We start from the raw sequence: 19,639 nt of genomic DNA, 5'->3' as shown, positions 1-19,639 counted from the left end.
ACCCGGCTCCGCTCGTCGCGGATTCTCTGACAATAAATAAATAGAAAACACACCCTCTGTAAATAACAGGGCATGGTGAACGGCTTCGCCATGCCCAAAATCTGGAGACAGATTGCGATGGATATTTCCGTAAATAATGCAAAACCAGGGCGACGTCGTTATCTCACGCTGTTGATGATCTTTATTACCGTCGTGATCTGTTACGTCGACCGGGCTAATCTGGCCGTGGCTTCCGCGCATATTCAGCAGGAGTTCGGCATCACGAAAGCGGAGATGGGCTATGTCTTTTCCGCATTCGCCTGGCTTTATACCCTGTGCCAGATCCCCGGCGGCTGGTTTCTCGATCGCATTGGTTCGCGGCTGACCTATTTTATCGCCATTCTGGGCTGGTCGGTGGCGACCCTGCTGCAGGGCTTCGCCACCGGGCTGATATCGCTGATCGCCCTGCGCGCCGTAACCGGCATCTTCGAAGCGCCCGCCTTTCCCACCAATAACCGCATGGTCACCAGCTGGTTCCCGGAACAGGAGCGCGCCTCCGCGGTGGGTTTCTTCACCTCCGGGCAGTTTGTCGGCCTGGCTTTTCTGACGCCGCTGTTAATCTGGATTCAGGAGCTGCTGAGCTGGCACTGGGTCTTTATCGTCACCGGCGGTATCGGCATTATCTGGTCGCTGGTCTGGTTCAGGGTTTATCAGCCGCCGCGTCTTACCAGAGGTATCGGCAAAGCGGAGCTCGATTATATACAGCGCGGCGGCGGCCTGGTTGACGGCGATGCGCCCGCCACCCGCGAAGCGCGTCAGCCGCTGAGCAAAGCCGACTGGAAGCTGGTGTTTCATCGCAAGCTGCTGGGCGTCTATCTGGGACAGTTCGCCGTGACCTCGACGCTGTGGTTTTTCCTGACCTGGTTCCCTAACTACCTGACCCAGGAGAAAGACATCACCGCGCTGAAAGCGGGCTTTATGACCACGGTGCCCTTTCTCGCCGCTTTTGTTGGCGTGCTGCTCTCCGGCTGGCTGGCGGACAGACTGGTGAAGAGAGGCTATTCGCTCGGCGCGGCGCGTAAAACGCCGATTATCTGCGGACTGCTGATCTCCACCTGCATTATGGGCGCCAACTACACCAACGATCCCGTCTGGATTATGACGCTGATGGCGGTGGCCTTTTTCGGCAACGGCTTCGCCTCAATCACCTGGTCGCTGGTATCGTCGCTGGCGCCGATGCGTCTGATTGGCCTGACCGGCGGCGTATTCAATTTCGTCGGCGGGCTGGGCGGCATAACCGTTCCGCTGGTGATTGGCTATCTGGCGCAGGATTACGGCTTTGGCCCGGCCCTGATCTATATCGCGGCGGTGGCCTTGATCGGCGCGCTCTCCTATATCCTGCTGGTAGGCGAGGTAAAACGCATCGCCGGGCCTGAAGAAAGCCGCAACGGTCTGCGTCCGCTGGAGACCCCTCAGTCAAAATAAGGTTTGAGCAGCGCCTCCGTCCAGTGCATAAAGGCCCTGACGCGTTGCGACAGGCTTCGGCGGTGCGCCACCACGAAAAAGGCGTTCAGCGGCGCGGGACGCAGATCGGGCAGCACCTCCACCAGCGCGCCGGCGGCGAGATGCGGCGCCAGCGCGGAGTAGCCCGCCTGGATGAGTCCCATCCCCGCCAGCCCGGCCTCGTGATAAGTCTGCACGCTGTTCACCTTCATCATGCCCGGCAGCATCAGCGTTTTATAGCCGTCGCCCGACGGATATTCCCATCCGTCGGGTTTCGCGCCGAAATGTCTCACGTAGTGCACCATGCTGTGTTGCTGAGTGACCAGCTCCTCGAGAGTGTGCGGCGTGCCGTAACGGGCGAGATAGGCCGGGCTTGCGGCATTGATCATGCGCAGCTTGCCTAAGGGCCGGGCAATCAGCGTCTCATCCGCGACGGGGCCAAGACGGAGCACGCAGTCAAACCCTTCCTGCACCAGGTCGACGCGGCGATCGGTGCTGGAAAGCTCAATCTCCAGCGCCGGATGCGCCGCCATCAGCTGCGGCAAGGCCGGTATCACCACCGACTGCGCCAGCACGGTGGGCATATCGACGCGCAGCCGCCCACGCAGCGGCGCGCCCTGATCCGCGAACATCGACTGTAACTCTTCCGCCTCCGCCAGCAGGTCCCGCGCGCGGGAATAAAAGGCGCGGCCATCCTCGGTGAGCTGCACGCTGCGCGTGGTGCGGTGCAGCAGCGTGGCACCGACCTCCGCCTCCAGTTCGCGTATCACCGCCGATACGCGCCCTTTCTGCATGCCCAGGCTTTCTGCCGCGCGGGTAAAGCTTGTCATCTCCGCCACGCGCGCAAACACCATTAGCGCATCAAGATTCTTCATTGTTCACTTTTCCGGTAACAGCACGTTCTTATTTCGGCTGTTTATGCGCAGTTTAATAGTCAATAGAGTGGTTTTACACCCTGCTTTTAAACTCTGTTCATCAATGAAGGTACTTATCATGACGGCAAAAGGTTATTTAATCGCTCACGTCACCGTATCGGACGCCGCGGCCTACGCGGAATACGCCAGCGCAGCCGGCGAGGCGATGCGGGAATTCAGCCCGGAAATCGTCGCCTGGTCCGGACAATATGAAAATCTGGAAGGCGAGGTGCATGAGCGGCACGTGATTTTCGCATTCGCCTCTTTTGCCGAGGCGAAGCGCTTCTATGAAAGCCCGGCCTATCAGGCCGCACGAAAGCTGCGCGCGGGCGCGGCCACCGGCACCTTTGTGCTGGTCGAAGGCAGCGTCTGACGTCGTGCTGAAAAGCGGCCGCCTCGCTGGCGGCCGTGTCAGCTCGCTGAAGGATGCCTGTCGGACCAGCGCCTCGCCCTGGTACGTGCTTCCGCCTGCATCACCAGGCTGAGCGCCGCCGGCAGCACCGTCAGCGTAACAAGCGTCGCTGCAATCAGCCCGCCGATAATCGCCAGCGCCATCGGGCCCCAGAAAATCTGATGCGAAACCGGGATCATGCCCAGAATGGCTGCGCTGGCGGTCAGCAGCACGGGACGCGCGCGGTGCATGCCGGCGGCGGCAATCGCCTCGTTACAGGGGCGTCCCGCGCTTAGCTGGCTCTCCGCTTCGGTGATGAGTATCACCGCATTGCGGATAATCATGCCTGCCAGCGCGATAATGCCCAGCAGCGCCACAAACCCCATCGGCGTGCCGGTCGGCAGCATCGCCAGGACGATGCCCGGCAGGGCAAAAGGCGCCATCAGCAGCGCAAGCAGCATGCGGGAGAAGCGCTGAAGCTGGATCATCAGCAGCGTCAGCATGCAAAGCAGCGTGACCGGCAGCACGGCGAAAACCGATCCGTTGCCCTTGTTCGACTCGGCTACGGCACCCTCTTCGCTGATGCTGTAGCCTGGCGGCAGGCTGGCTCTGAATCTGTCGAGGATCGGGCCCAGGCCGGCCGACACCGCTTCGGCGCGCAGGCCGGGCGGCAGGTCGGTCTGCACGGTGATAAACGGCAGACGCTGGCGACGCCAGATTACCGGATCCTCCAGCGCCCACTGCGGCGTAGCGACCTGCGCCAGTGGGATTTTCACGCCCGTCGGCGCCGTTATCATCAGTGCCTGGAGGCTGCTGAGATCGTTTCTCTCCGCCGCGTTGCCCTGCAACACCACGTCAACCAGCCGGTCATTATCGCGCACGCGAGTAATGGTCGCGCCAGACCAGAGGGTGTTGAGATAGCTGGCGATCTGCTCTGAGGAGAGCCCTACCGCGCGCGCGGCCGTCTGGTTAACCTTCAGGGTCACCACCCGCTCAGGCTCGCCTGCCGTCTGATTTACCTCACGCGTCAGAGAGGAGCGGCCGAGCGCGGCGGCAAGCCGTTCCGCCAGCGCCTGAACGCGTCCGTCATCCGGCCCGCTGACGCGATAACGCACCGGCCAGCCGACCGGCGGCCCCAGCTCAAGGGGCGACACGCGGGTAGTGATATCGCTGAATTCCCGGGCGAGCAGCGCGGCGAGATAGCGCTGAAGCCGCGCCCGTGCCGCCAGGTCTTTCGCCACCACCACCAGCTGGGCGGTGTTTTCATCCTCCAGCAGAACATCCATCGGCAGATAAAAGCGCACCGCCCCGCTTCCGACGTAAGCGGAGTAGCGATCGATATCGCGGCTGGCCGACAGCGCGCGCTCCAGCCGCTGGGTCTGACGCAGCGTCGCCGCCTGCGAGGCGTTCGCCGGCAGCGCCAGGCTGACCAGCAGTTCAGGCCGATCAGAGGCCGGAAAAAATTCGCCCTGCATAAAAGTGGCGCCCACGCCCGCCAGCAACAACGCGGCGAGAGCGAGAGCAAGGGTGATAAGCCGATGCCGGAGAATGCGCTCAAGCAGACGACGATAGCGCGCGCTCAGCCCGCGATGGCCTGACGCCTGCGGCGGCAGTCGGGCCGGCAGCAGCCAGCTGCCGGTCAGCGGCGAGAAGAGCACCGCCACGATCCACGAACAGATCAGCGCGATAAGCACCACCGCAAACAGGGTGTAGCAGTATTCGCCGGCGCTCGAGGCAGCAAAGCCAACCGGAATGAAACCCGCGATAGTGACCAGCGTGCCGGTCAGCATCGGCCAGGCCGTCGCGCTAAAGGTCCCGATCGCAGCGTCGGCGCGCGACTCGCCCGCTTCGAGGCGCGCCACCATGGTTTCCACCGCGATCATGGCGTCATCGACCAGCAGACCCAGCGCGATAATCAGCGCGCCGAGCGAGATGCGCTGCAGTCCGATACCGGCCAGATGCATACAGGCAAAGGTCATTGCCAGCACCAGTGGAATGGCAGCCGCTACCACCAGGCCGGCCCGCATTCCCAGCGAAACAAAGGAGACGGCCAGCACGATAAGCACCGCTTCGGCGAGCACGCGGAGAAATCCGCTGACCGCCTGTTTCACCACCGCCGACTGATCGGCAACCTGGGTCATCTCTATGCCGTGCGGCAGCTGCGCACCCTCCTGACGCATGCGCGCGCGCAGCGCCTGGCCGAACGCCAGCATGTTTCCGGTGGGCGCCATGGAAATGGCCAGGCCGATTGCCGGCTGGCCGTTAACGCGAAACAGCGGAGCCGGAGGCTCCGCCACCCTGCGCGTCACCGTGGCGATATCGGTAAGCGGCACATAGCGCCCGTTGAGGCGCAGCGTCACCGCGCGCAGGCTCGCTTCATCGCAGAAGGCGCCGCTGACGCGCAGGGCGATATTATCCTCCGGCGTGCGCACCGTCCCTGCTGGCGCCACCACATTCTGCGCGCGCAGGGCGTCCGCAACCTGCTGTAGATCCAGCCCCATTGATGCGAGCTGGCGCGGTGAAAAGGCGATCACCAGCTGTTCCTGCTGCTCGCCAAGCAGCTGCACTTTGCCTGTGTCGGGCAGGCTCATCAGGTCGCGGCGGATCGCCTCGACGCGGTCGCGCACTTCCCGCAGGCTAAAGCCGTCGCTGGTGAAGCCGTAAATTGTGCCAAACGTATCCTCGAACTCATCGTTGACGGCGGGACCCTGAACGCCCTGCGGTAACGCGGGCGCGACGTCCTGCATCGCTTTTCGTACCTGATACCAGATATCGGCAACCCGCGCCGGCGGCGTCTCATCGCGCAGATTAACGAAGATCACGCTGCGTCCGGCGCGCGTTTCGCTCTGAACGTAGTCGAGCATGGGGATCGCCTGCAGCTTTTTCTCTAGCGGATCGGTGAGCAGATGAACCGTGTCGTCAAGCGTCGCGCCGGGCCACTGTGCGGAGACCACCGCCGTTTTAATGGTAAAGGCGGGATCTTCGTTGCGCGCAAGCTGCTGGTAGCTGACGACGCCGGCGGCCACGATTAGCAGCATCAGAAACGCCACCAGCTGCTGGCGGCGCAGCGCCCAGGCGGAAAGATTGAAGGCGGGCGTCATAAAGATATTCCTTCTGTCTGCGTCACCCGCTCGCCGTCGCGCAGGGTTCTGACCCCAGCCGTCACGACTCGCTCACCCGGCGCAACGCCAGCGCGAATCAGCACCGACTCAGACGCATAGCCGGCGATGCGCACGGCGCGACGGCGGACCAGGCTGCGAAGCGGATCCAGCACGAACACCGCCGGCTCTCCCGCCAGCCGCGTCAGCGCGGCGGCCGGCAGCCTTATCAGCGGCTCGCCCTCACCTGCTGGCAGCGCGATCGTGGCGCTTGCGCCCAGTACCATGTCCGACGGCGGGTTATCCAGCGTGACGCGTACCCGCCAGCTGCGCGTTTGGGCATCGGCCTGCGGACTGACATCGCGCAAATGGCCGGTGGTAACGACGGCAGGATTACGCAGCAGCGCGACCTGAAAAACCGCGCCGGGCCGTCGGGAAACGCTGTCGGGCGCGGCGACGTCAAATACCACGTCCCGACGGCTACCGAAGGCGACGCTATAGACCGCCTCTCCGGCGCTGATGACCTGGCCTGCCGAGGCGCTGACACCGATCACGATTCCATCATCGGGCGCGGTCAGCGCGCGCCAGCGCAGGTTTTCCTGCGCATTTTTTAGCGCCGCCTCGCTGCTCTGCAGCCGCGACAGCGCGGCCTGCCAGTCCGCCGCAGCGGTATCGAGCTGCGCCCGCGCAACGGCGCCGGACGGCATCAGCAGCCGCATGCGATGCAGCGTAAGCGCAGCGACTTTTTCGGCGGCGCGGCTGCTGTCGAGGTCCGCCTGCGCGCGGGTCATCTGGCTAAGGGCCAGCGGGCTGTCGAGCGTGGCCAGGGTGTCGCCGCGCCGAAATCGCGCGCCCGGTTCAGCGCTGCGCGTCAGGATCCTGCCCTCAAGCCTGAAGCTCAGCGTGGTCTCATCGTGGGCGCGTATGTCGCCGGTCAGGAGAGGCGCCGTGACGGCGGCAGGCGCGACCGTCACGCATTTAACCGGGCGCGGGGGCGGCGGCGCGCTGGCTGGCCGCTGCCGATCGCAGCCGGTCAGCATGGCGACCATCAGCATCAGGCCCGGCAGCAACGGCGGCAGCCAGTTGAGATGGCGGGTAACGAGCAGATGCCCGGCGCCCTGCTCGATCAGGGCGGTAAGTTCATCAGACATGGCGCAGTTCCTTAGTAACGTTTGCGCCATTACACCGCTTAATTATCGAGATTCTTGCGGTGAACCATCAAGAGTGTGTCAAGAGACGTTCGGGCAGCAGAATGCGCATCCGCAGCCCGCCTTCAGGCGGAAGCGACGCCACGATGGCGCCGCCGTGCGCCTGGCAGATCGCCTGTGCGATAGAGAGGCCCAGCCCGCTGCCTCCGGAGTGACGCGCTCGCGACGCCTCGCCGCGCGTAAAGCGCTCAAACATGATCGGCAAAAAGGCGGGCGGCACGCCGGGGCCGCTATCCTGAACGCTGATTTCATATCCCTCATCGCAGCGGCGGGCGCTGAGCATTATCCTGCCGCCGGAGCCAGCATAGCGCAGCGCATTTTCCAGCAGGATGGTCAATACCTGTCCCAGCCGAAACGGATCGATATTCAGCATCGCGTTCTCCGTTACCCCCGTCTCCGCGCGCATGCCCGCCGCATCAAGCTGCGGCCTAATCCACAGCAGGCGCTCGCGCAGCAGATCTGCTGGATTACAGGGTTTCGTGTCCAGGCTGAGCTGCCCCGCATCGGCCAGCGAAAGCAGATGCAGCTCATCAATCAGCCTGCGCAGACAGCTTAACTGCTCCATAATCAGCCCATGCTGCCGTCGATCCGCCGTGAATACGCCGTCGATCAGCGCCTGCAGCCGCACCATCGCCGCCGTCAGAGGCGAGCGCAGCTCATGCGCCATAGCAACGTGAGAGGCGCGCAGCTCTTTGTCATAGCGCGCCAGCTGTCGCGTCATGGCGTTAAAGTTCTGCGCCAGATGCGCCAGCTCCGCCGGCGCGCCCGGCGTGAGCGCGGCCTGCGCGCCGAAATCTCCCTCCGTTACGCTCTCCGCGGCGCGTCTGAGCTGGCTGAACTGCGCCGAAAGCGGCCGGGCATGACGCAGGCCAAAATAGGCGATAAACGGAATGGTCACCAGCACCAGAATGCCGACGGTGATCCAGTCGGCCGAGGCGATAGAGGGATCGGAATAGCGAATGCCCCACCAGCTATCGACAATCTGGTGAAAGCGAGCGGGATCGATTTGCGGATTCTCACGCAGGATCAAAAAGGTTTTCAGCACATCAGGCGGCATATGCCAGGTGATCCAGAGATACTGCGCCGTAAAGCGCAGCCACATGCACAGCGCGATCAGCACCACGGTGCCTATCGCCAGGGTGAGAATGCGTACGCAGAGCCAGCGCCACAGGGTTTGCGGATACGTTTTTTTCATGGCTGCCGGAACCGGTAGCCGATGCCGCGCACGTTCAGCAGCACCTCCGCGATGCCCGCCGCTTCCAGCTTGCGCCGCAGGTTATAGATGTGCGTATCCACGACGCGCTCCAGCGCGTCGCTTTCGGGCAGGCACTGCTCAAGCAGATACTGGCGGCTCAGCGCGCGCACCGGCGCGCGCATCAGAGTGGCCAGCAAGGAAAATTCTGTCGGGGTGATATCGAGGCTGGCCACGCCCTCTCCTCGCTCTACCGTCACCGTCATGGCCGCGGTATTGACCTCCAGCGCGCCCCATCGCAGCACCTCTTCCGCTGGCGGCTTAGGGTGGCTGCGTCGTAATACCGCCTGCACCCGCGCCACCACCTCGCCGGGATGATAAGGCTTGACCACGTAGTCATCCGCTCCGTAGCGCAGCGCGCCGATGCGATCCGGCGTATCGCCCATCGCCGTGACCATAATAACCGGCACATCGCTGCCGCGTCGGATCTTTGCCAGCACCTCTGTGCCGTTCAGGCCAGGCAGCATAACGTCGAGCAGCACCAGATCGGGCCGCCAGCGCTCGGCCTGCTCCAGCCCGGACACGCCGTCAGCCGCCACTCTGACCAGATAGTTTTCCCGGCGCAGATAGGCTTCCAGCACCTCCGCCACGCTGGCGTCGTCTTCGATAATCAGAATCTTTTTGTTCTGCATGGCTCACCTTGACACTTTCTTCATAAATCCCTGGCCGTTTATTGACACGTCCGCCGGATAGTTGCGGCTGGCGGTACGATCGCCCGTCAAGGGCGGAGAAAACGGATGACGAGGAGGCATGATGATAACCAGAAATACGACGCTGTACATGGCCGGACTGGCACTGCTCGCCGGCACCGCGGCGGCGCGCGCAGGTGCCGGCGAGACGCAGGACGGCGTTATGGTCGGCCTGGGCGCGCAGTATGCCCCGCGCTACAGCGGCTCCGATAAGATGCGGCTGCAGCCGGTGCCGATTTTTCAGGCAAGGCGCGGCGCTTTTTTTGCCGATGCCCAGAAAGGCGTCGGCTACGATCTGCAGAGCGACGGCGGCTTCTACCTTGAGCATACGCTGGGCTACAGCCTGGGCCGCGCCGATAAGGACGCCGACTGGCGCGACGGCGCCGACAGGCTCAAAGGTATGGGCAACATCGACGCCAGCGTCAATACTGCGCTGGCGCTGGGCTGGCAGGTCACGCCCTGGCTTAGCGCTGAGGGCAAGGCGGTGCTGCCGCTCAGCGACGATCGAGGGGTCAATTATCAGGCGTCGCTGACGCTGGTGCCGCTGCAATCCACGCGCGATACCCTGGCGCTGCAGTCGGCGGCGCTGTTCGGCGATGCGCGCTATATGAACAGCTGGTATGGCGTCAGCGCCGCGCAAAGCCGCCGCGCCGGTTTTGAACGCTATCGCGCGCCCGGCGGATTTTATGGGGTGCAAACCACGCTCAGCTGGAGTCATCAGTTTGATGCCAACTGGGGAAGCCTGGCCAGCGCAGGCTACAGCTGGCTCGGCGATCGTGCGGCGGAGAGTCCGGTGGTTTTCCGCCGCGGCGAAGGCGTGGGCACGATCGCCATCACCTACAGCTTTTGACGATGTATTCAACAAAGGACCTGCTCACGCTTGTCGCCGTCTATTTAGCGTGCGTAGCGATCTATCTGCTAGCCTGGGCGATCTATCTCTTTTGATATCGCAGCAGACGCTGGCTGAAGCCTCAAAAGGGAATCTCTCTATGTTGCCAGAACAGCAGATGTACGCCGACCTTGCGCGCTGGATAGGGGAAAATGTTGCTCATCGCCTCCTCCTTCGGGATATTGCCGCCCGGTTTGGCTATTCGCAGTGGTATTTAAACCGGCGCTTTCTTCTTTATCACGGCATCAGCCTCGGCGCGTTTATTCGTCTGGAACGCATGAAAGCGATCGCCAGCGAACTGATAACCAGCGATCGCCGTATTGCCGATATTGCCGTCAGCTATCAGTTTGAGTCGCAGCAGACGCTTACCCGGGCGTTTAGCCGTCAATACGGCATGCCTCCCGGCCTGTACCGGCGCACGATGCGGGCGGCGCGCCTGCGGCAAGATTAGCAGGCGATGTCTGCTAGTAGCGGATGCGTCCGTTTGGCGCCGTAACGTAGAGGCTGTGCTCCGACGAGGCCTGGCGGTCATTGCCCTCCGCCTCGTTCAGGCTGGCGAGCAGGCTGTCGGCCCACCAGTGGCAGTCGAGGCGCCGGATGCCTTTCATCAGTCTGGCGTGCCGGTTCTGACGCTCTTTTAGCGGCAGCCGCAGCGCGGTATGGATAGCGTCGGCGATGGCGTCGGGATCGTATGGATTGACGACAATCGCGCCGTCCATGTGCTCCGAGGCGCCCGCGAACTGCGACAGAATCAGCACGCCGGGATTAGCGCGGTCCTGCAGCGCCACATACATTTTCGCCATCAGGCTCATGCCGGCCATCAGCGGCGTCACCAGCGCGACGCGCGATGCACGGTAGATGCCCGCCTGCTCTTCCCGGCTGTAGGCCTGCGTCAGACAGCTAACCGGATACCAGCCCAGCATGCCGTGCGCGCCGTTCATTTCGCCGCACCGGCTTTCCAGATCCTGAGCGACCTCTTTGACGCGCGGAAGATGCCCGGCGGCCTTTGAGGCGAGCTGCAGCAGGCGAATCGATCCTTCATGCTCGGGATGGGCGCGCAGCAGCACCTCCATGGCGCTGAGGCGATACGGCAGCCCGGCGCTGCTATCCAGATGGCCGCCGCTAAGCACGGTATGTTCCGGCAGCGTGTCGCGGCACTGCTGCTCCATCAGGCGACAGCTGTTGCTCTCTTTTAAATATTCCACATCCTCCAGGTCGATCCCCACCGGAAAGACGCCGGTCGTAATGATGCGGCCATGGACGCGTACGCGAGTGGCGCTAAGACGCTCGGTGCGGTATTCGCTTTCGATCCACAGCAGAAAGTTATTCATGTCCTGAAGGGTCTGAAAGCCGATCAGATCGCTGCACAGCAGCGACTCGGCCAGCCACTGCCAGTCTGGAATCGCCTCGAATCCCTGCCCTGCTGGAAACGGCTGATGAAAGAAAAATGCGGTGCGGTTGATCAGCCCCGCCTCGCGCAGCAGTTTTATGCAGGGAATCAGATGATAGTCCTGAATCCAGAGCCGATCGTCCGGCATCGCATACTCCGCGATCGCCCGGGCGTAGGCTTCGTTGATTTTCTGGTAGTGATGCCGGCCGTGGTGGGTAAAGCGCGCCAGATCGGGGCGCTGATGAAAAACGGGCCACAGCCCCTGATGCACGTACCCGTGGTAGCCGGCATCCGACTCTTCCTGCGTCAGCGGAAACGTCAGGGTGTCGAACTTATTTCCGTGGCGGAATGAAAGCGTGCGCAGCGTGTCGGGCGCGATCGCTTCGCATTTCCCGTTCCAGCTAACCCATAGTCCGCCGCGGCGCGACAGGATAGTTTCATACAGCGCCGAGAGCGTGGCGTGCTGAGAGTAGTTATGTGAAACCAGAATTAAGCCTGACATGGAAGGATCCTGTAGTGCCTCCAGATTATTACCTGACGGCGAGCGTGAACTGGACAGATTAAAGGGAAGCGCGGACAGGTCAGGTTGAGGTATGTCATCAGGTTGATTCTCCTTAAGCAGGTGCTGCAGGAGATTCAACCATGGGGCGTATAAAAATTTTGTATTAATGGGACGCGCGCAAATAAAAATTGAGTAAAGGCGTCGCCCTGTTTACTGGGCGGGGATGCGGGCAATCACCTTGATTTCAAAATCGAAGCCTGCCAGCCAGTTGACGCCAACGGCCGTCCAGTTCGGGTAAGGCGGTTCGGGGAATACGGCGTGTTTGACCTGCATAATGGTCGGGAACTGCTTTTCCGGATCGGTATGAAAGGTAGTGACGTCAATCAGATCGTTAAAGGTACATCCGGCGGCGGCCAGCGTCGCCCGGAGGTTGTCGAAAGCAAGCGCTACCTGCGCGGCGAAATCGGGCTCCGGCGTTCCGTCGGCGCGACTGCCGACCTGGCCTGAGACAAACAGCAAATCGCCGGAGCGGATGGCGGCGGAATAGCCATGCTCTTCATAGAGCGCGTGGCGGTTAGCCGGGAAAACGGGTTGAGGCTGGTTCATGGTATTTCCTTCTGTGAGGTCATGAAGCGGGATGCGCAGCCGGCATAAAACATTTAATATACGCGGCGTATGTCACATTAATCACACATACGCGCCGTATGTCAACTCAGATACGTTACGTATGTGAAAAGGAGTCACTATGGCTGTGAAACGCCGCGCCGAAACCATGGAGGCAAACCGCGCCAGGCTGATTGCCGCCGCGCGAAAAGCTTTTGCGGAAAAGGGCTTTGCCGCCGCATCGATGGATGAGCTGACCGCCAGCGTTAATCTGACGCGCGGCGCGCTGTACCATAATTTCGTCGATAAAAAGGGGTTACTGGCCGCCGTCGTCACCCAGATAGATAGCGAGATGGCGCAGCGCGCCAGGGATGCCGCGGTGGATGCTGGAGATGAGTGGGAAAAGCTGCTGGCGGAAGGGGTCGCCTACATCAAGATGGCGCTGGATGAGGAAGTGCGGCGCATCGTGCTGCTGGACGGCCCCGCTTTCTTAGGCAATCCGGCCCAGTGGCCAAGCCAGAACAGCTGCCTTGAATCCACCCGCCAGCGCATTGCCGAGATGCTGGAACGCGGCGTGATTAAAACGGTAGACCCGGACGCAACCGCCTGCCTGCTGAATAGCGCTGCGCTCAATGCCGCCCAGTGGATTGCCGCCAGCGACGATCCGCAGCGAGCGCTGCCGAAAGTCGTTCAGGTGTTCACGCTGCTGGTGAACGGGTTGCGCCAGACGGCCTAGCAGCCTGCCGTGATAAAATCGCCGTTCGCACTGATCGGGATCACGGTGGAAAACAGCACCGCCGCAAAAAGGATAAGCGCCATTCCGCCCGCGACTATCGCCACTCTGCCGAGCGTGGCCGCGTAGCGCATTATCACGGGTTGGTTTGCGGCAAGCATCCACTCTCTGAAGTGATGCACCCAGGTGGCCAGGATCATAATCGACACCGCCGTGCCCAGCGACATCGCCATCACCGCCGCCACGCCCCAGCTGAACATGCCTACGGCGTTGGCAAAGACCAGAATCATCAGCGCCCCGCTACAGGGACGGATGCCGATACCGGCAATAACCCAGGCCGCATTGCGCCAGCCGCCGGTCAGATCTGCGGCGTTTGGCTGATGCTGATGTCCGCAGCCGCAGGCCGCATCATGCTGATGGCGTGACGCTCTGGCACCGAAGAGTCGCAGGCGATCGCGACCGATCGCCCGTCCGATAAGCGCGATACCAAAGCCCGCGATAAGCAATGCGCTCGCTTTTTCCATCCAGAAGCGGCTTACGCTGAGATCGCCCATAGAGAGATTCAGCGAGATGGCGAGAATAAGGACAAACAGAACCGCGACGAGGCCCTGCATCAGGCTGCCTGCCAGCGTAATCAGGCGGCTGGCGTTGAGTTTTTCCCGGTGCGTAGCCAGCCAGGTGGTAATGACAAACTTGCCGTGGCCGGGACCGACCGAATGCAGAAACCCGTAGGTAAAGCTGCCTGCTATCAGCATCAGTCCGCCTTTGATGTGATGGTCGCGCTGCAGAAGCAGGTACTGCACCAGATAGCGATGCAGTGAAATTTGCAGGGTAAGACAATACTGCACAAACTCGCCCCAGTGCCGGGCGAAAAGAAAGAGCAGCGCCACGCCCGCTAGCGCGCTAAAGCTCATTAGCATGATCAGTGAGGCGGCGCTGCGGCGATCGTTTTTCAATAGACTATCCTGGCAGGTTTATCGCACGGCGTAGCGCCGGGTACCTGAAGTTCGGTCAGGCACCATGACTGTTACGCCACTCATCGATTCTTTTCTGAGTTATTGCTTTTGAATCTTTGCTCATCGGCTGACATACCCGATCGTCGGTCTGCTGCGGCGACTGCGCCGCCGAAGCCCGGATCCAGAGCAAACTGATGGCCATAACAAGCGAAACAGCGATGGTGCGTGTATCCATAATTTCCCCCTTGAGATAAGAGGGACAGACTACCCCAGCACGGCAGCTGGCAATGGTGCGAAAAAAACCCCGTTTATGCGCTTTTTTTGCGCTGAGAGAGACGGCGCTATGCCGGTCAGCTTTTACTCAGCGTGTAATTAAACACGCGGCCATTTTTGGTTTGCACGGTAAGCGTTTTGCCTGCCGTCGTATCAAGCGTTCTCGCTTCGCTGTAGTTCCACATCAGCAGCTGCTGCCCGTTGGGATAAGGCGTTTCCGTATCGGGCGGGCCGAACATCGCGATAAGCTCGGCGCGGGTGGTCGCTCCCACGCGTATTTTCTGAATGCTCGCCGTATCAAAATTTCGCCCCGTGGAGCTGGAGCAGGCTATCAGCGCCAGCATTAAAACGGCGGCCATGAAAGCTTTCACTTTTTTTTCCGGCTGTTAAAGGAAACAGTATTGTAGCGGAACTCGCCGGCCTCGGGTCGCTTTATGTTCAAAGAGGTTGTCTAGCCCCTGGCGTGCAGGTTGTGCTATGCCAGACGCATGGCGCAACCTGCGGCGGAAATCCCGTTTAAGGGTCCAGCTTAATAAGCGGTTTAGCCGACCTTCCCGCTGTGCGGTAAGCCCCTATGGCGGCTTTCCACTCCTCAACGGCAAATATCTGCACGTCGTGAGTATGAGTTTCAGCGAGCAGCGGCCACAGCGCTCTGAACATCTGCTGCCAGCCGTCTGTGCCCGCTGCCGCAAGATAATGCCGCACATGAAACCAGTGAATCTTCGGCAGGTGATGTTTAGCGCGGAACACTTCGCCGGAGAGAAGACCATAGCTGATAAACAGCGAGGTCAGCGGCATCAGCTCAAGGAGCGTTTCTGCCAGCCTGCCGCCGGTGGCATCGTAAACGACCCCGGCGCGCGCGGCATAATAGCCGATAGCCTCACTCTCCTGCTCCTGAACCGGCGTAATGCCGCACTGTTCAAGCTTCAGCGCATGCACTGGCGAGCGGTGAATGCCCGTCACTGAGCGCGCGCCGGCGCGGAGCGCCCACTGGCCTAGCAGCATGGCGCACTCACTCCCGGCCGCTGTGAGCAGGATATCTTTACCTGCCGGTGAAAAGTACTCGAGCATCAGCTTTGCGGCAAGAGGGTTGATATAACCTCGCGCAGCCAGCCTGTCGTCAATATTATCGGGGACGGAAATGGCAAGCGCGGCGGGAATATCTACCTGACTCTGCCAGGTGCCTTCGCCTCGCAGAGCAAGTACCCGTCGCCCCATTAAATGACGGTATGCTGCCGGCGCGTCTGTGACCACGCCCATACCCTCGTAGCCGGCAACCTGCGGCAGCGTGATACGGTGCTGATAGGCGACCGTCATCGGGATGAGGTCGGAAGCGTTAACCGGTGCATAGCGCATCGTGACTCTGATCGCGTCGGCAGCAAGCTCGCCTTTTTCTCCCGTCTCCAGATGCAATACTTCTTCCGGCTGGCCGAAACCTCGGTAAGCCAGGGCTTGGTTTGTCATCTTTCCCCCTTGTCGTTCAGAACGTCCATTTACACTCTCAGGAGAGGCATAGTGATGCTGAGCGCCTGCGTTATCAACCCTTGAACGCACCGTTGCTTACGGATAATGCAGCCGTTAAGGATTCGCTGTCCCTGCGTCCAGTCGACGCAGCTGGCGGAAACGGCAGACATCTCTCTTTGACCGCCCTAAAACAGCTGCTGTATGCCTCATAATTTCGCTTAAACATTCATAGCGCTTAATCTTCACTTAAGAATAATCTTATAAAGTGTTCACTGTATTAGCCCAATTCGGGCTTTTCCGGAGCCTACCCTCATGCAAAATAAGATCGCAGATTCTCAATCCCTCAGCAAAGTACCTGCCGTTACTCTGGCCTTCTGGTTAACTAAAATCGCGGCAACCACGCTGGGTGAAACCGGCGGCGATGCGGTGACCATGTCGATGAATCTGGGCTACCTGACCGGTACGCTGATTTTCGCCATTATCTTTTTAGTCGCTGTCGTGGTGCAGATTAAACGTGACAGCTTTAATAAGTGGATCTACTGGTTTACCGTGGTTGCCACCACCACCGTTGGCACCACGCTGGCGGACTTTGCCGATCGCTCGCTGGGGATAGGCTATCTGGGCGGCACCCTGCTGCTGAGCACGCTGCTGGTTCTCTCGCTGTTTATCTGGCGCATTACCTGCGGCACTATCGCCGTGAATTCCGTCAACAACGGCGTGACAGAGTGCTTTTACTGGGTCACCATTATGTTCTCGCAAACCCTGGGCACGGCGTTGGGCGACTGGACCGCAGACAGTGAAGGACTGGGCTACGACGGCGGGATCCTGCTGTTTGTCGGCGCGCTGGCCGTTATCTGGGCCGCCAGCCGCTTTACCGCGCTTTCGCGTACCGCGCTGTTCTGGGCTGCCTTTATCCTGACCCGACCGCTGGGCGCGGTGGTAGGCGACTTCCTGGATAAGCCCGTCGCATCGGGCGGCCTTGCGCTGAGCCGCTATAGCGCATCGCTGACGCTGGCGCTGATTATTATTGCGTTTCTCTGGCTGTTGCCGCAGCGTGCGGCGATGAAGACCGCCACCGCGAGTTAATAGCACAGCGCCAACGGCAGCCTGGCTGACACTATTTATCGCGATGAGATTATTTTAAAGCCGCCAGCGATGGCGGCTTTTGTATTATCTGGGGGGATGGAAAAATCGCGCGGCTCATACGCCGAGGGCGGAGCAGGCTATTATTGAACATCCGGATCATATGGCTCGCATCATTGGAGAAACTCCTCTGCCGCGCCGCGCCTCAGTGGTGATCGAGTTACGCAGTCCGGCAGTGGGATTTCTGAGCCATAAGACAGGGGAATGAGCCCGTAACGGATGAAATGGAGGTTGAGTGAAGATCAATAGCCCTGAAAATATCGACACGTCTGAAAAGTCAGTTTTAAACCGCATGCTTATCCTGCTGTTTGCCATTACTGGCGGGATGGCGGTCGGTAATCTCTACTGGGCACAGCCGCTGCTGAATGATATCGCCCTCTCATTTGGCGCTCAGCCAGACTCAGCAAGTATGCTAATCACCTTCACCCAGTTAGGTTATGCCACTGGCATTTTGCTGCTGGTGCCGCTGGGTGACATCCGGAATCGCCGCAGGCTTATTCCTGCCATCCTGTTTCTCTCAGCGCTTTCTCTGTGTCTGACAGCGGTCGCGCCCTCTATGCCATTGCTGATGGCGGCGATGGCGCTGACAGGGCTGACGACCGTTGCTGGCCAGCTTTTGACGCCGTTTGCCGGCGATCTGGCGAGCCCGTCGCAGTTAGGAAAAGTGTTGGGCACTATCATTTCAGGGATGCTTATCGGCATTCTCTTGTCCAGAACCGTCAGCGGAGTAATTGCCGATTTGCTCGGCTGGCGTGCGGTCTATTTTATCGCTGCGGGCGGCGCTTTCATCCTGGCGTTTCTGATGCTGCGTATGCTTCCAGCCGATATTCCTCGCCAGCATCTCAGTTACAGTGCATTAATGCGCTCGCTGCTGTCGGTGATAGCGGAAAGCGCCACGGTGCGTATCACCCTGCTTATCGCTGCCTGCGGCTTTCTTGTTTTCACGATGTTCTGGACCAGCCTGACGTTTCTGTTAAGTGCTGCACCCTACTCTTATACGGTCAGCCAGATCGGCTTGACGGGGCTGGCAGGACTGGCCGGCGCGCTGATGGCCAGACGGGCAGGCATTCTGCATGATCGGGGTCACTCGGTGGCGGCGACGGGCATGGCGCTGTTACTGGCCCTGGTGGCTATCGGCGTGGCCGCGTGGGGCCGCAATAGCATCTGGTTGATCATCCTGGCGATTATCCTGATCGATATCGCCGTACAGACGTTGAACGTGTTGCATCAGACACGCATCATTTCAATTAATCCGGCGATGCGTAGTCGCCTGAGCACCATCTTTGTCGTCTCTAACTTTATCGGCGCGGCGATAGGATCAGCGCTGGCGGGCATACTGTGGCACGCTGGCGGCTGGAGCGCGGTCATGATCGGCGCGGCGGGATTTCTGGCGCTGGCGCTGGGGATCTGGTTTATGAATCGAGATAGCCTTAAGCTCACATAACGGAGACTGTAACAGTGAAGTACGCTAACGCCGCAGTGCCTTTGCTGGCTCATAGAAACGCGGAGATCAAGATTCTGACTGAATCAAAAGGCTAATCTGTACCCCTCGTAAGAAGCGCTGCTGATTAGGCACTACGGGCAGAGAGCCATACTGCGATACAGTGAGGTACAGCTGAATTGACTCTTACTGCCCGCTTTACCACAGAAAAACCATAAGGAAAGAAGAACGCAACCTGAATTTATTACACCTTCTTGCCGCCGGTTTAATGGCGACCAAAAAGCGATCGAATCATACGGAAATATAAATGCTCTTCCTCCGGGCTTTCACAGCGTTCCAGTCTTGCCAGCAATTTACAACAGACAGATTTTCTGCTTATTACTGTTCCTGAATCTATCAGCTCATAAACAACTGTGCCCATAATGAAAGCACGAGCCTCAGCCTCGTCGCTGGCATAATGATTTCTGAAACGGTCCGCCGGTTTTCTGTTGCCGCTATTATGCATAATCACCCCGGCTTATTAGTCCAGGCGCAGCTTAAAATTGTTTTGCACCCGAAAAAAAATAAAAATGCTCACTACTTTTATGACACTAACAGTGTAAATACAGGGAATAGTAAATAGGTAATGTAACCAGTCGATATGATATCAACCAGATAAAAAGTTACTCGATACTATTGCTTGACGTTCTCTTGCTTACCTTTCCGCCTGCTCGCCCAGCCTCGACGGCACGCTCTCTGTCATATTTGAAATTACCGCGGCTAACTTGACCACCTTTACGACCCGCATCACGGGCTCGCTCAGGGTTTTCTGCGAAATTACCTGCCCCACCACGACGTTTTCCCATATCATCACCTCAGGCTTAAAAAGATTATTTAGTCAGGATGAATGAAATATGGATTTGATATAGAAAAAATTCAACCAGAAAATACAACAACTCAGCCGGTTAGCCGTTACGCTAATAATAAACACCCCTTTATCAATCAGTATAAATAACTCATGCAACACAAAAATTTCCGCCTTTTTGTACAACATAATAGCCAGATGTACAATTTTGCAAAATGTGCCATAATGTGATATTACTCACAATAATGGCCATCATAAAAACAGATATAATCACCTGCTCCTTTCACATATCGTTACTGAGATTTGATTCAAACTGATGATTTTATGATAAAAAAACAACATCCGTTTTTCATTGATAGATTTTAGT

At 59.7% G+C, this 19,639-nt stretch carries 20 protein-coding genes; 7 read left to right on the top strand and 13 right to left on the bottom strand.

Annotated features, from left to right (window positions below):
- The first annotated feature begins 72 nt into the window (after positions 1-72).
- Positions 73-1,464: an MFS transporter gene (locus PVE98_RS09695; RefSeq protein ID WP_096073199.1), complete on the top strand. Its 1,392-nt coding sequence runs from the start codon at positions 73-75 to the stop codon at positions 1,462-1,464.
- On the opposite strand, the gene PVE98_RS09690 is transcribed toward PVE98_RS09695, so the two are convergent.
- A complete protein-coding gene (locus PVE98_RS09690; protein ID WP_096073200.1) occupies positions 1,452-2,357 on the bottom strand; it encodes a LysR substrate-binding domain-containing protein in 906 nt (301 codons plus the stop codon). The two genes, PVE98_RS09695 and PVE98_RS09690, sit on opposite strands and share 13 nt — an antisense overlap.
- Positions 2,358-2,475: 118 nt before the next feature.
- Here PVE98_RS09690 and PVE98_RS09685 point away from each other — a divergent pair, with 118 nt between their 5' ends.
- A complete protein-coding gene (locus PVE98_RS09685) occupies positions 2,476-2,769 on the top strand; it encodes a DUF1330 domain-containing protein (protein WP_033747008.1) in 294 nt (97 codons plus the stop codon).
- A 38-nt stretch (positions 2,770-2,807) separates the two neighbouring features.
- On the opposite strand, the gene PVE98_RS09680 is transcribed toward PVE98_RS09685, so the two are convergent.
- The 4 genes from PVE98_RS09680 to PVE98_RS09665 all read right to left on the bottom strand — a co-directional run bounded on the left by PVE98_RS09680 (position 2,808) and on the right by PVE98_RS09665 (position 8,977).
- Positions 2,808-5,888 carry an efflux RND transporter permease subunit gene (locus tag PVE98_RS09680; protein ID WP_407568588.1) on the bottom strand — a complete coding sequence of 1,027 codons (3,081 nt, stop codon included), beginning with the start codon at positions 5,886-5,888 and terminating at the stop codon, positions 2,808-2,810.
- A complete protein-coding gene (locus tag PVE98_RS09675; RefSeq protein WP_096073202.1) occupies positions 5,885-7,036 on the bottom strand; it encodes an efflux RND transporter periplasmic adaptor subunit in 1,152 nt (383 codons plus the stop codon). The genes PVE98_RS09680 and PVE98_RS09675 overlap by 4 nt, the downstream gene beginning before the upstream one ends.
- Positions 7,037-7,103: 67 nt before the next feature.
- Positions 7,104-8,288, bottom strand: coding sequence for a cell wall metabolism sensor histidine kinase WalK (locus PVE98_RS09670; protein ID WP_096073203.1), 1,185 nt, complete (start codon positions 8,286-8,288; stop codon positions 7,104-7,106).
- Positions 8,285-8,977, bottom strand: coding sequence for a response regulator transcription factor (locus tag PVE98_RS09665; RefSeq protein ID WP_033746998.1), 693 nt, complete (start codon positions 8,975-8,977; stop codon positions 8,285-8,287). The genes PVE98_RS09670 and PVE98_RS09665 overlap by 4 nt, the downstream gene beginning before the upstream one ends.
- A 121-nt stretch (positions 8,978-9,098) precedes the next feature.
- Here PVE98_RS09665 and PVE98_RS09660 point away from each other — a divergent pair, with 121 nt between their 5' ends.
- A complete protein-coding gene (locus PVE98_RS09660) occupies positions 9,099-9,884 on the top strand; it encodes a MipA/OmpV family protein (RefSeq protein WP_096073204.1) in 786 nt (261 codons plus the stop codon).
- A 139-nt stretch (positions 9,885-10,023) separates the two neighbouring features.
- Positions 10,024-10,374 carry a helix-turn-helix domain-containing protein gene (locus PVE98_RS09655; protein WP_033746992.1) on the top strand — a complete coding sequence of 117 codons (351 nt, stop codon included), beginning with the start codon at positions 10,024-10,026 and terminating at the stop codon, positions 10,372-10,374.
- Between the two features lie 13 nt (positions 10,375-10,387).
- Here PVE98_RS09655 and PVE98_RS09650 read toward each other — a convergent pair whose 3' ends face one another.
- Positions 10,388-11,815 (bottom strand): trehalose-6-phosphate synthase, encoded by a 1,428-nt coding sequence (locus PVE98_RS09650; protein WP_333620683.1) that lies wholly within the window; start codon positions 11,813-11,815, stop codon positions 10,388-10,390.
- A gap of 210 nt (positions 11,816-12,025) precedes the next feature.
- Positions 12,026-12,421, bottom strand: a complete 396-nt coding sequence (locus PVE98_RS09645; protein ID WP_033746988.1) for a RidA family protein — start codon at positions 12,419-12,421, stop codon at positions 12,026-12,028.
- Positions 12,422-12,560: 139 nt separating this feature from the next.
- On the opposite strand from PVE98_RS09645, the gene PVE98_RS09640 reads away from it, so the two are divergent.
- Positions 12,561-13,154 (top strand): TetR/AcrR family transcriptional regulator, encoded by a 594-nt coding sequence (locus PVE98_RS09640; protein WP_096073206.1) that lies wholly within the window; start codon positions 12,561-12,563, stop codon positions 13,152-13,154.
- Here the strand turns inward: PVE98_RS09640 and PVE98_RS09635 are convergent.
- From PVE98_RS09635 to PVE98_RS09620, 4 genes are all read right to left on the bottom strand, one after another.
- Positions 13,151-14,071, bottom strand: a complete 921-nt coding sequence (locus PVE98_RS09635) for a nickel/cobalt transporter (protein WP_407568595.1) — start codon at positions 14,069-14,071, stop codon at positions 13,151-13,153. The two genes, PVE98_RS09640 and PVE98_RS09635, sit on opposite strands and share 4 nt — an antisense overlap.
- A 91-nt stretch (positions 14,072-14,162) precedes the next feature.
- Positions 14,163-14,342, bottom strand: coding sequence for a hypothetical protein (locus PVE98_RS09630; RefSeq protein ID WP_096073207.1), 180 nt, complete (start codon positions 14,340-14,342; stop codon positions 14,163-14,165).
- Between the two features lie 115 nt (positions 14,343-14,457).
- On the bottom strand, positions 14,458-14,739 hold the full coding sequence (locus PVE98_RS09625; RefSeq protein WP_033747964.1) for a hypothetical protein: 282 nt from the start codon (positions 14,737-14,739) through the stop codon (positions 14,458-14,460).
- Between the two features lie 157 nt (positions 14,740-14,896).
- Positions 14,897-15,844, bottom strand: a complete 948-nt coding sequence (locus tag PVE98_RS09620; RefSeq protein ID WP_333620685.1) for a zinc-dependent alcohol dehydrogenase family protein — start codon at positions 15,842-15,844, stop codon at positions 14,897-14,899.
- 312 nt (positions 15,845-16,156) lie between these two features.
- Here PVE98_RS09620 and PVE98_RS09615 point away from each other — a divergent pair, with 312 nt between their 5' ends.
- Together PVE98_RS09615 and PVE98_RS09610 are read left to right on the top strand one after the other, a co-directional pair.
- Entirely contained in the window at positions 16,157-16,930 is a 774-nt protein-coding gene (locus tag PVE98_RS09615) for a membrane protein (protein ID WP_033746978.1), read from the top strand.
- 292 nt (positions 16,931-17,222) lie between these two features.
- Positions 17,223-18,431 carry an MFS transporter gene (locus PVE98_RS09610; RefSeq protein WP_222707487.1) on the top strand — a complete coding sequence of 403 codons (1,209 nt, stop codon included), beginning with the start codon at positions 17,223-17,225 and terminating at the stop codon, positions 18,429-18,431.
- A gap of 262 nt (positions 18,432-18,693) precedes the next feature.
- On the opposite strand, the gene PVE98_RS09605 is transcribed toward PVE98_RS09610, so the two are convergent.
- Together PVE98_RS09605 and PVE98_RS09600 are read right to left on the bottom strand one after the other, a co-directional pair.
- Positions 18,694-18,933, bottom strand: coding sequence for a hypothetical protein (locus PVE98_RS09605; protein ID WP_127908378.1), 240 nt, complete (start codon positions 18,931-18,933; stop codon positions 18,694-18,696).
- Positions 18,934-19,090: 157 nt separating this feature from the next.
- Complete coding sequence (locus tag PVE98_RS09600; protein ID WP_096073210.1) at positions 19,091-19,273, bottom strand: general stress protein; 183 nt, start codon at positions 19,271-19,273, stop codon at positions 19,091-19,093.
- Between the last annotated feature and the right edge of the window lie 366 nt (positions 19,274-19,639).

It is taken from the genome of Pantoea sp. GABEPS69 (assembly GCF_045780835.1).
GTDB lineage: Bacteria > Pseudomonadota > Gammaproteobacteria > Enterobacterales > Enterobacteriaceae > Pantoea > Pantoea septica.
Note: the sequence above shows the minus strand (reverse complement) of the source record. Positions and strands in the feature narration are given on the sequence as shown.

Excerpts from the sequence above, each read along its gene's own strand:
- PVE98_RS09605 (WP_127908378.1), bottom strand. The coding sequence starts at position 18,933 with ATGCATAATAGCGGCAACAGAAAACCGGCGGACCGTTTCAGAAATCAT.
- PVE98_RS09660 (WP_096073204.1), top strand. The coding sequence starts at position 9,099 with ATGATAACCAGAAATACGACGCTGTACATGGCCGGACTGGCACTGCTC.
- PVE98_RS09680 (WP_407568588.1), bottom strand. The coding sequence starts at position 5,888 with ATGACGCCCGCCTTCAATCTTTCCGCCTGGGCGCTGCGCCGCCAGCAG.
- PVE98_RS09635 (WP_407568595.1), bottom strand. The coding sequence starts at position 14,071 with ATGCTAATGAGCTTTAGCGCGCTAGCGGGCGTGGCGCTGCTCTTTCTT.
- PVE98_RS09675 (WP_096073202.1), bottom strand. The coding sequence starts at position 7,036 with ATGTCTGATGAACTTACCGCCCTGATCGAGCAGGGCGCCGGGCATCTG.
- PVE98_RS09645 (WP_033746988.1), bottom strand. The coding sequence starts at position 12,421 with ATGAACCAGCCTCAACCCGTTTTCCCGGCTAACCGCCACGCGCTCTAT.
- PVE98_RS09600 (WP_096073210.1), bottom strand. The coding sequence starts at position 19,273 with ATGGGAAAACGTCGTGGTGGGGCAGGTAATTTCGCAGAAAACCCTGAG.
- PVE98_RS09670 (WP_096073203.1), bottom strand. The coding sequence starts at position 8,288 with ATGAAAAAAACGTATCCGCAAACCCTGTGGCGCTGGCTCTGCGTACGC.
- PVE98_RS09630 (WP_096073207.1), bottom strand. The coding sequence starts at position 14,342 with ATGGATACACGCACCATCGCTGTTTCGCTTGTTATGGCCATCAGTTTG.
- PVE98_RS09690 (WP_096073200.1), bottom strand. The coding sequence starts at position 2,357 with ATGAAGAATCTTGATGCGCTAATGGTGTTTGCGCGCGTGGCGGAGATG.
- PVE98_RS09625 (WP_033747964.1), bottom strand. The coding sequence starts at position 14,739 with ATGGCCGCCGTTTTAATGCTGGCGCTGATAGCCTGCTCCAGCTCCACG.
- PVE98_RS09640 (WP_096073206.1), top strand. The coding sequence starts at position 12,561 with ATGGCTGTGAAACGCCGCGCCGAAACCATGGAGGCAAACCGCGCCAGG.
- PVE98_RS09665 (WP_033746998.1), bottom strand. The coding sequence starts at position 8,977 with ATGCAGAACAAAAAGATTCTGATTATCGAAGACGACGCCAGCGTGGCG.
- PVE98_RS09695 (WP_096073199.1), top strand. The coding sequence starts at position 73 with ATGGTGAACGGCTTCGCCATGCCCAAAATCTGGAGACAGATTGCGATG.
- PVE98_RS09655 (WP_033746992.1), top strand. The coding sequence starts at position 10,024 with ATGTTGCCAGAACAGCAGATGTACGCCGACCTTGCGCGCTGGATAGGG.
- PVE98_RS09685 (WP_033747008.1), top strand. The coding sequence starts at position 2,476 with ATGACGGCAAAAGGTTATTTAATCGCTCACGTCACCGTATCGGACGCC.
- PVE98_RS09650 (WP_333620683.1), bottom strand. The coding sequence starts at position 11,815 with ATGTCAGGCTTAATTCTGGTTTCACATAACTACTCTCAGCACGCCACG.
- PVE98_RS09620 (WP_333620685.1), bottom strand. The coding sequence starts at position 15,844 with ATGACAAACCAAGCCCTGGCTTACCGAGGTTTCGGCCAGCCGGAAGAA.
- PVE98_RS09615 (WP_033746978.1), top strand. The coding sequence starts at position 16,157 with ATGCAAAATAAGATCGCAGATTCTCAATCCCTCAGCAAAGTACCTGCC.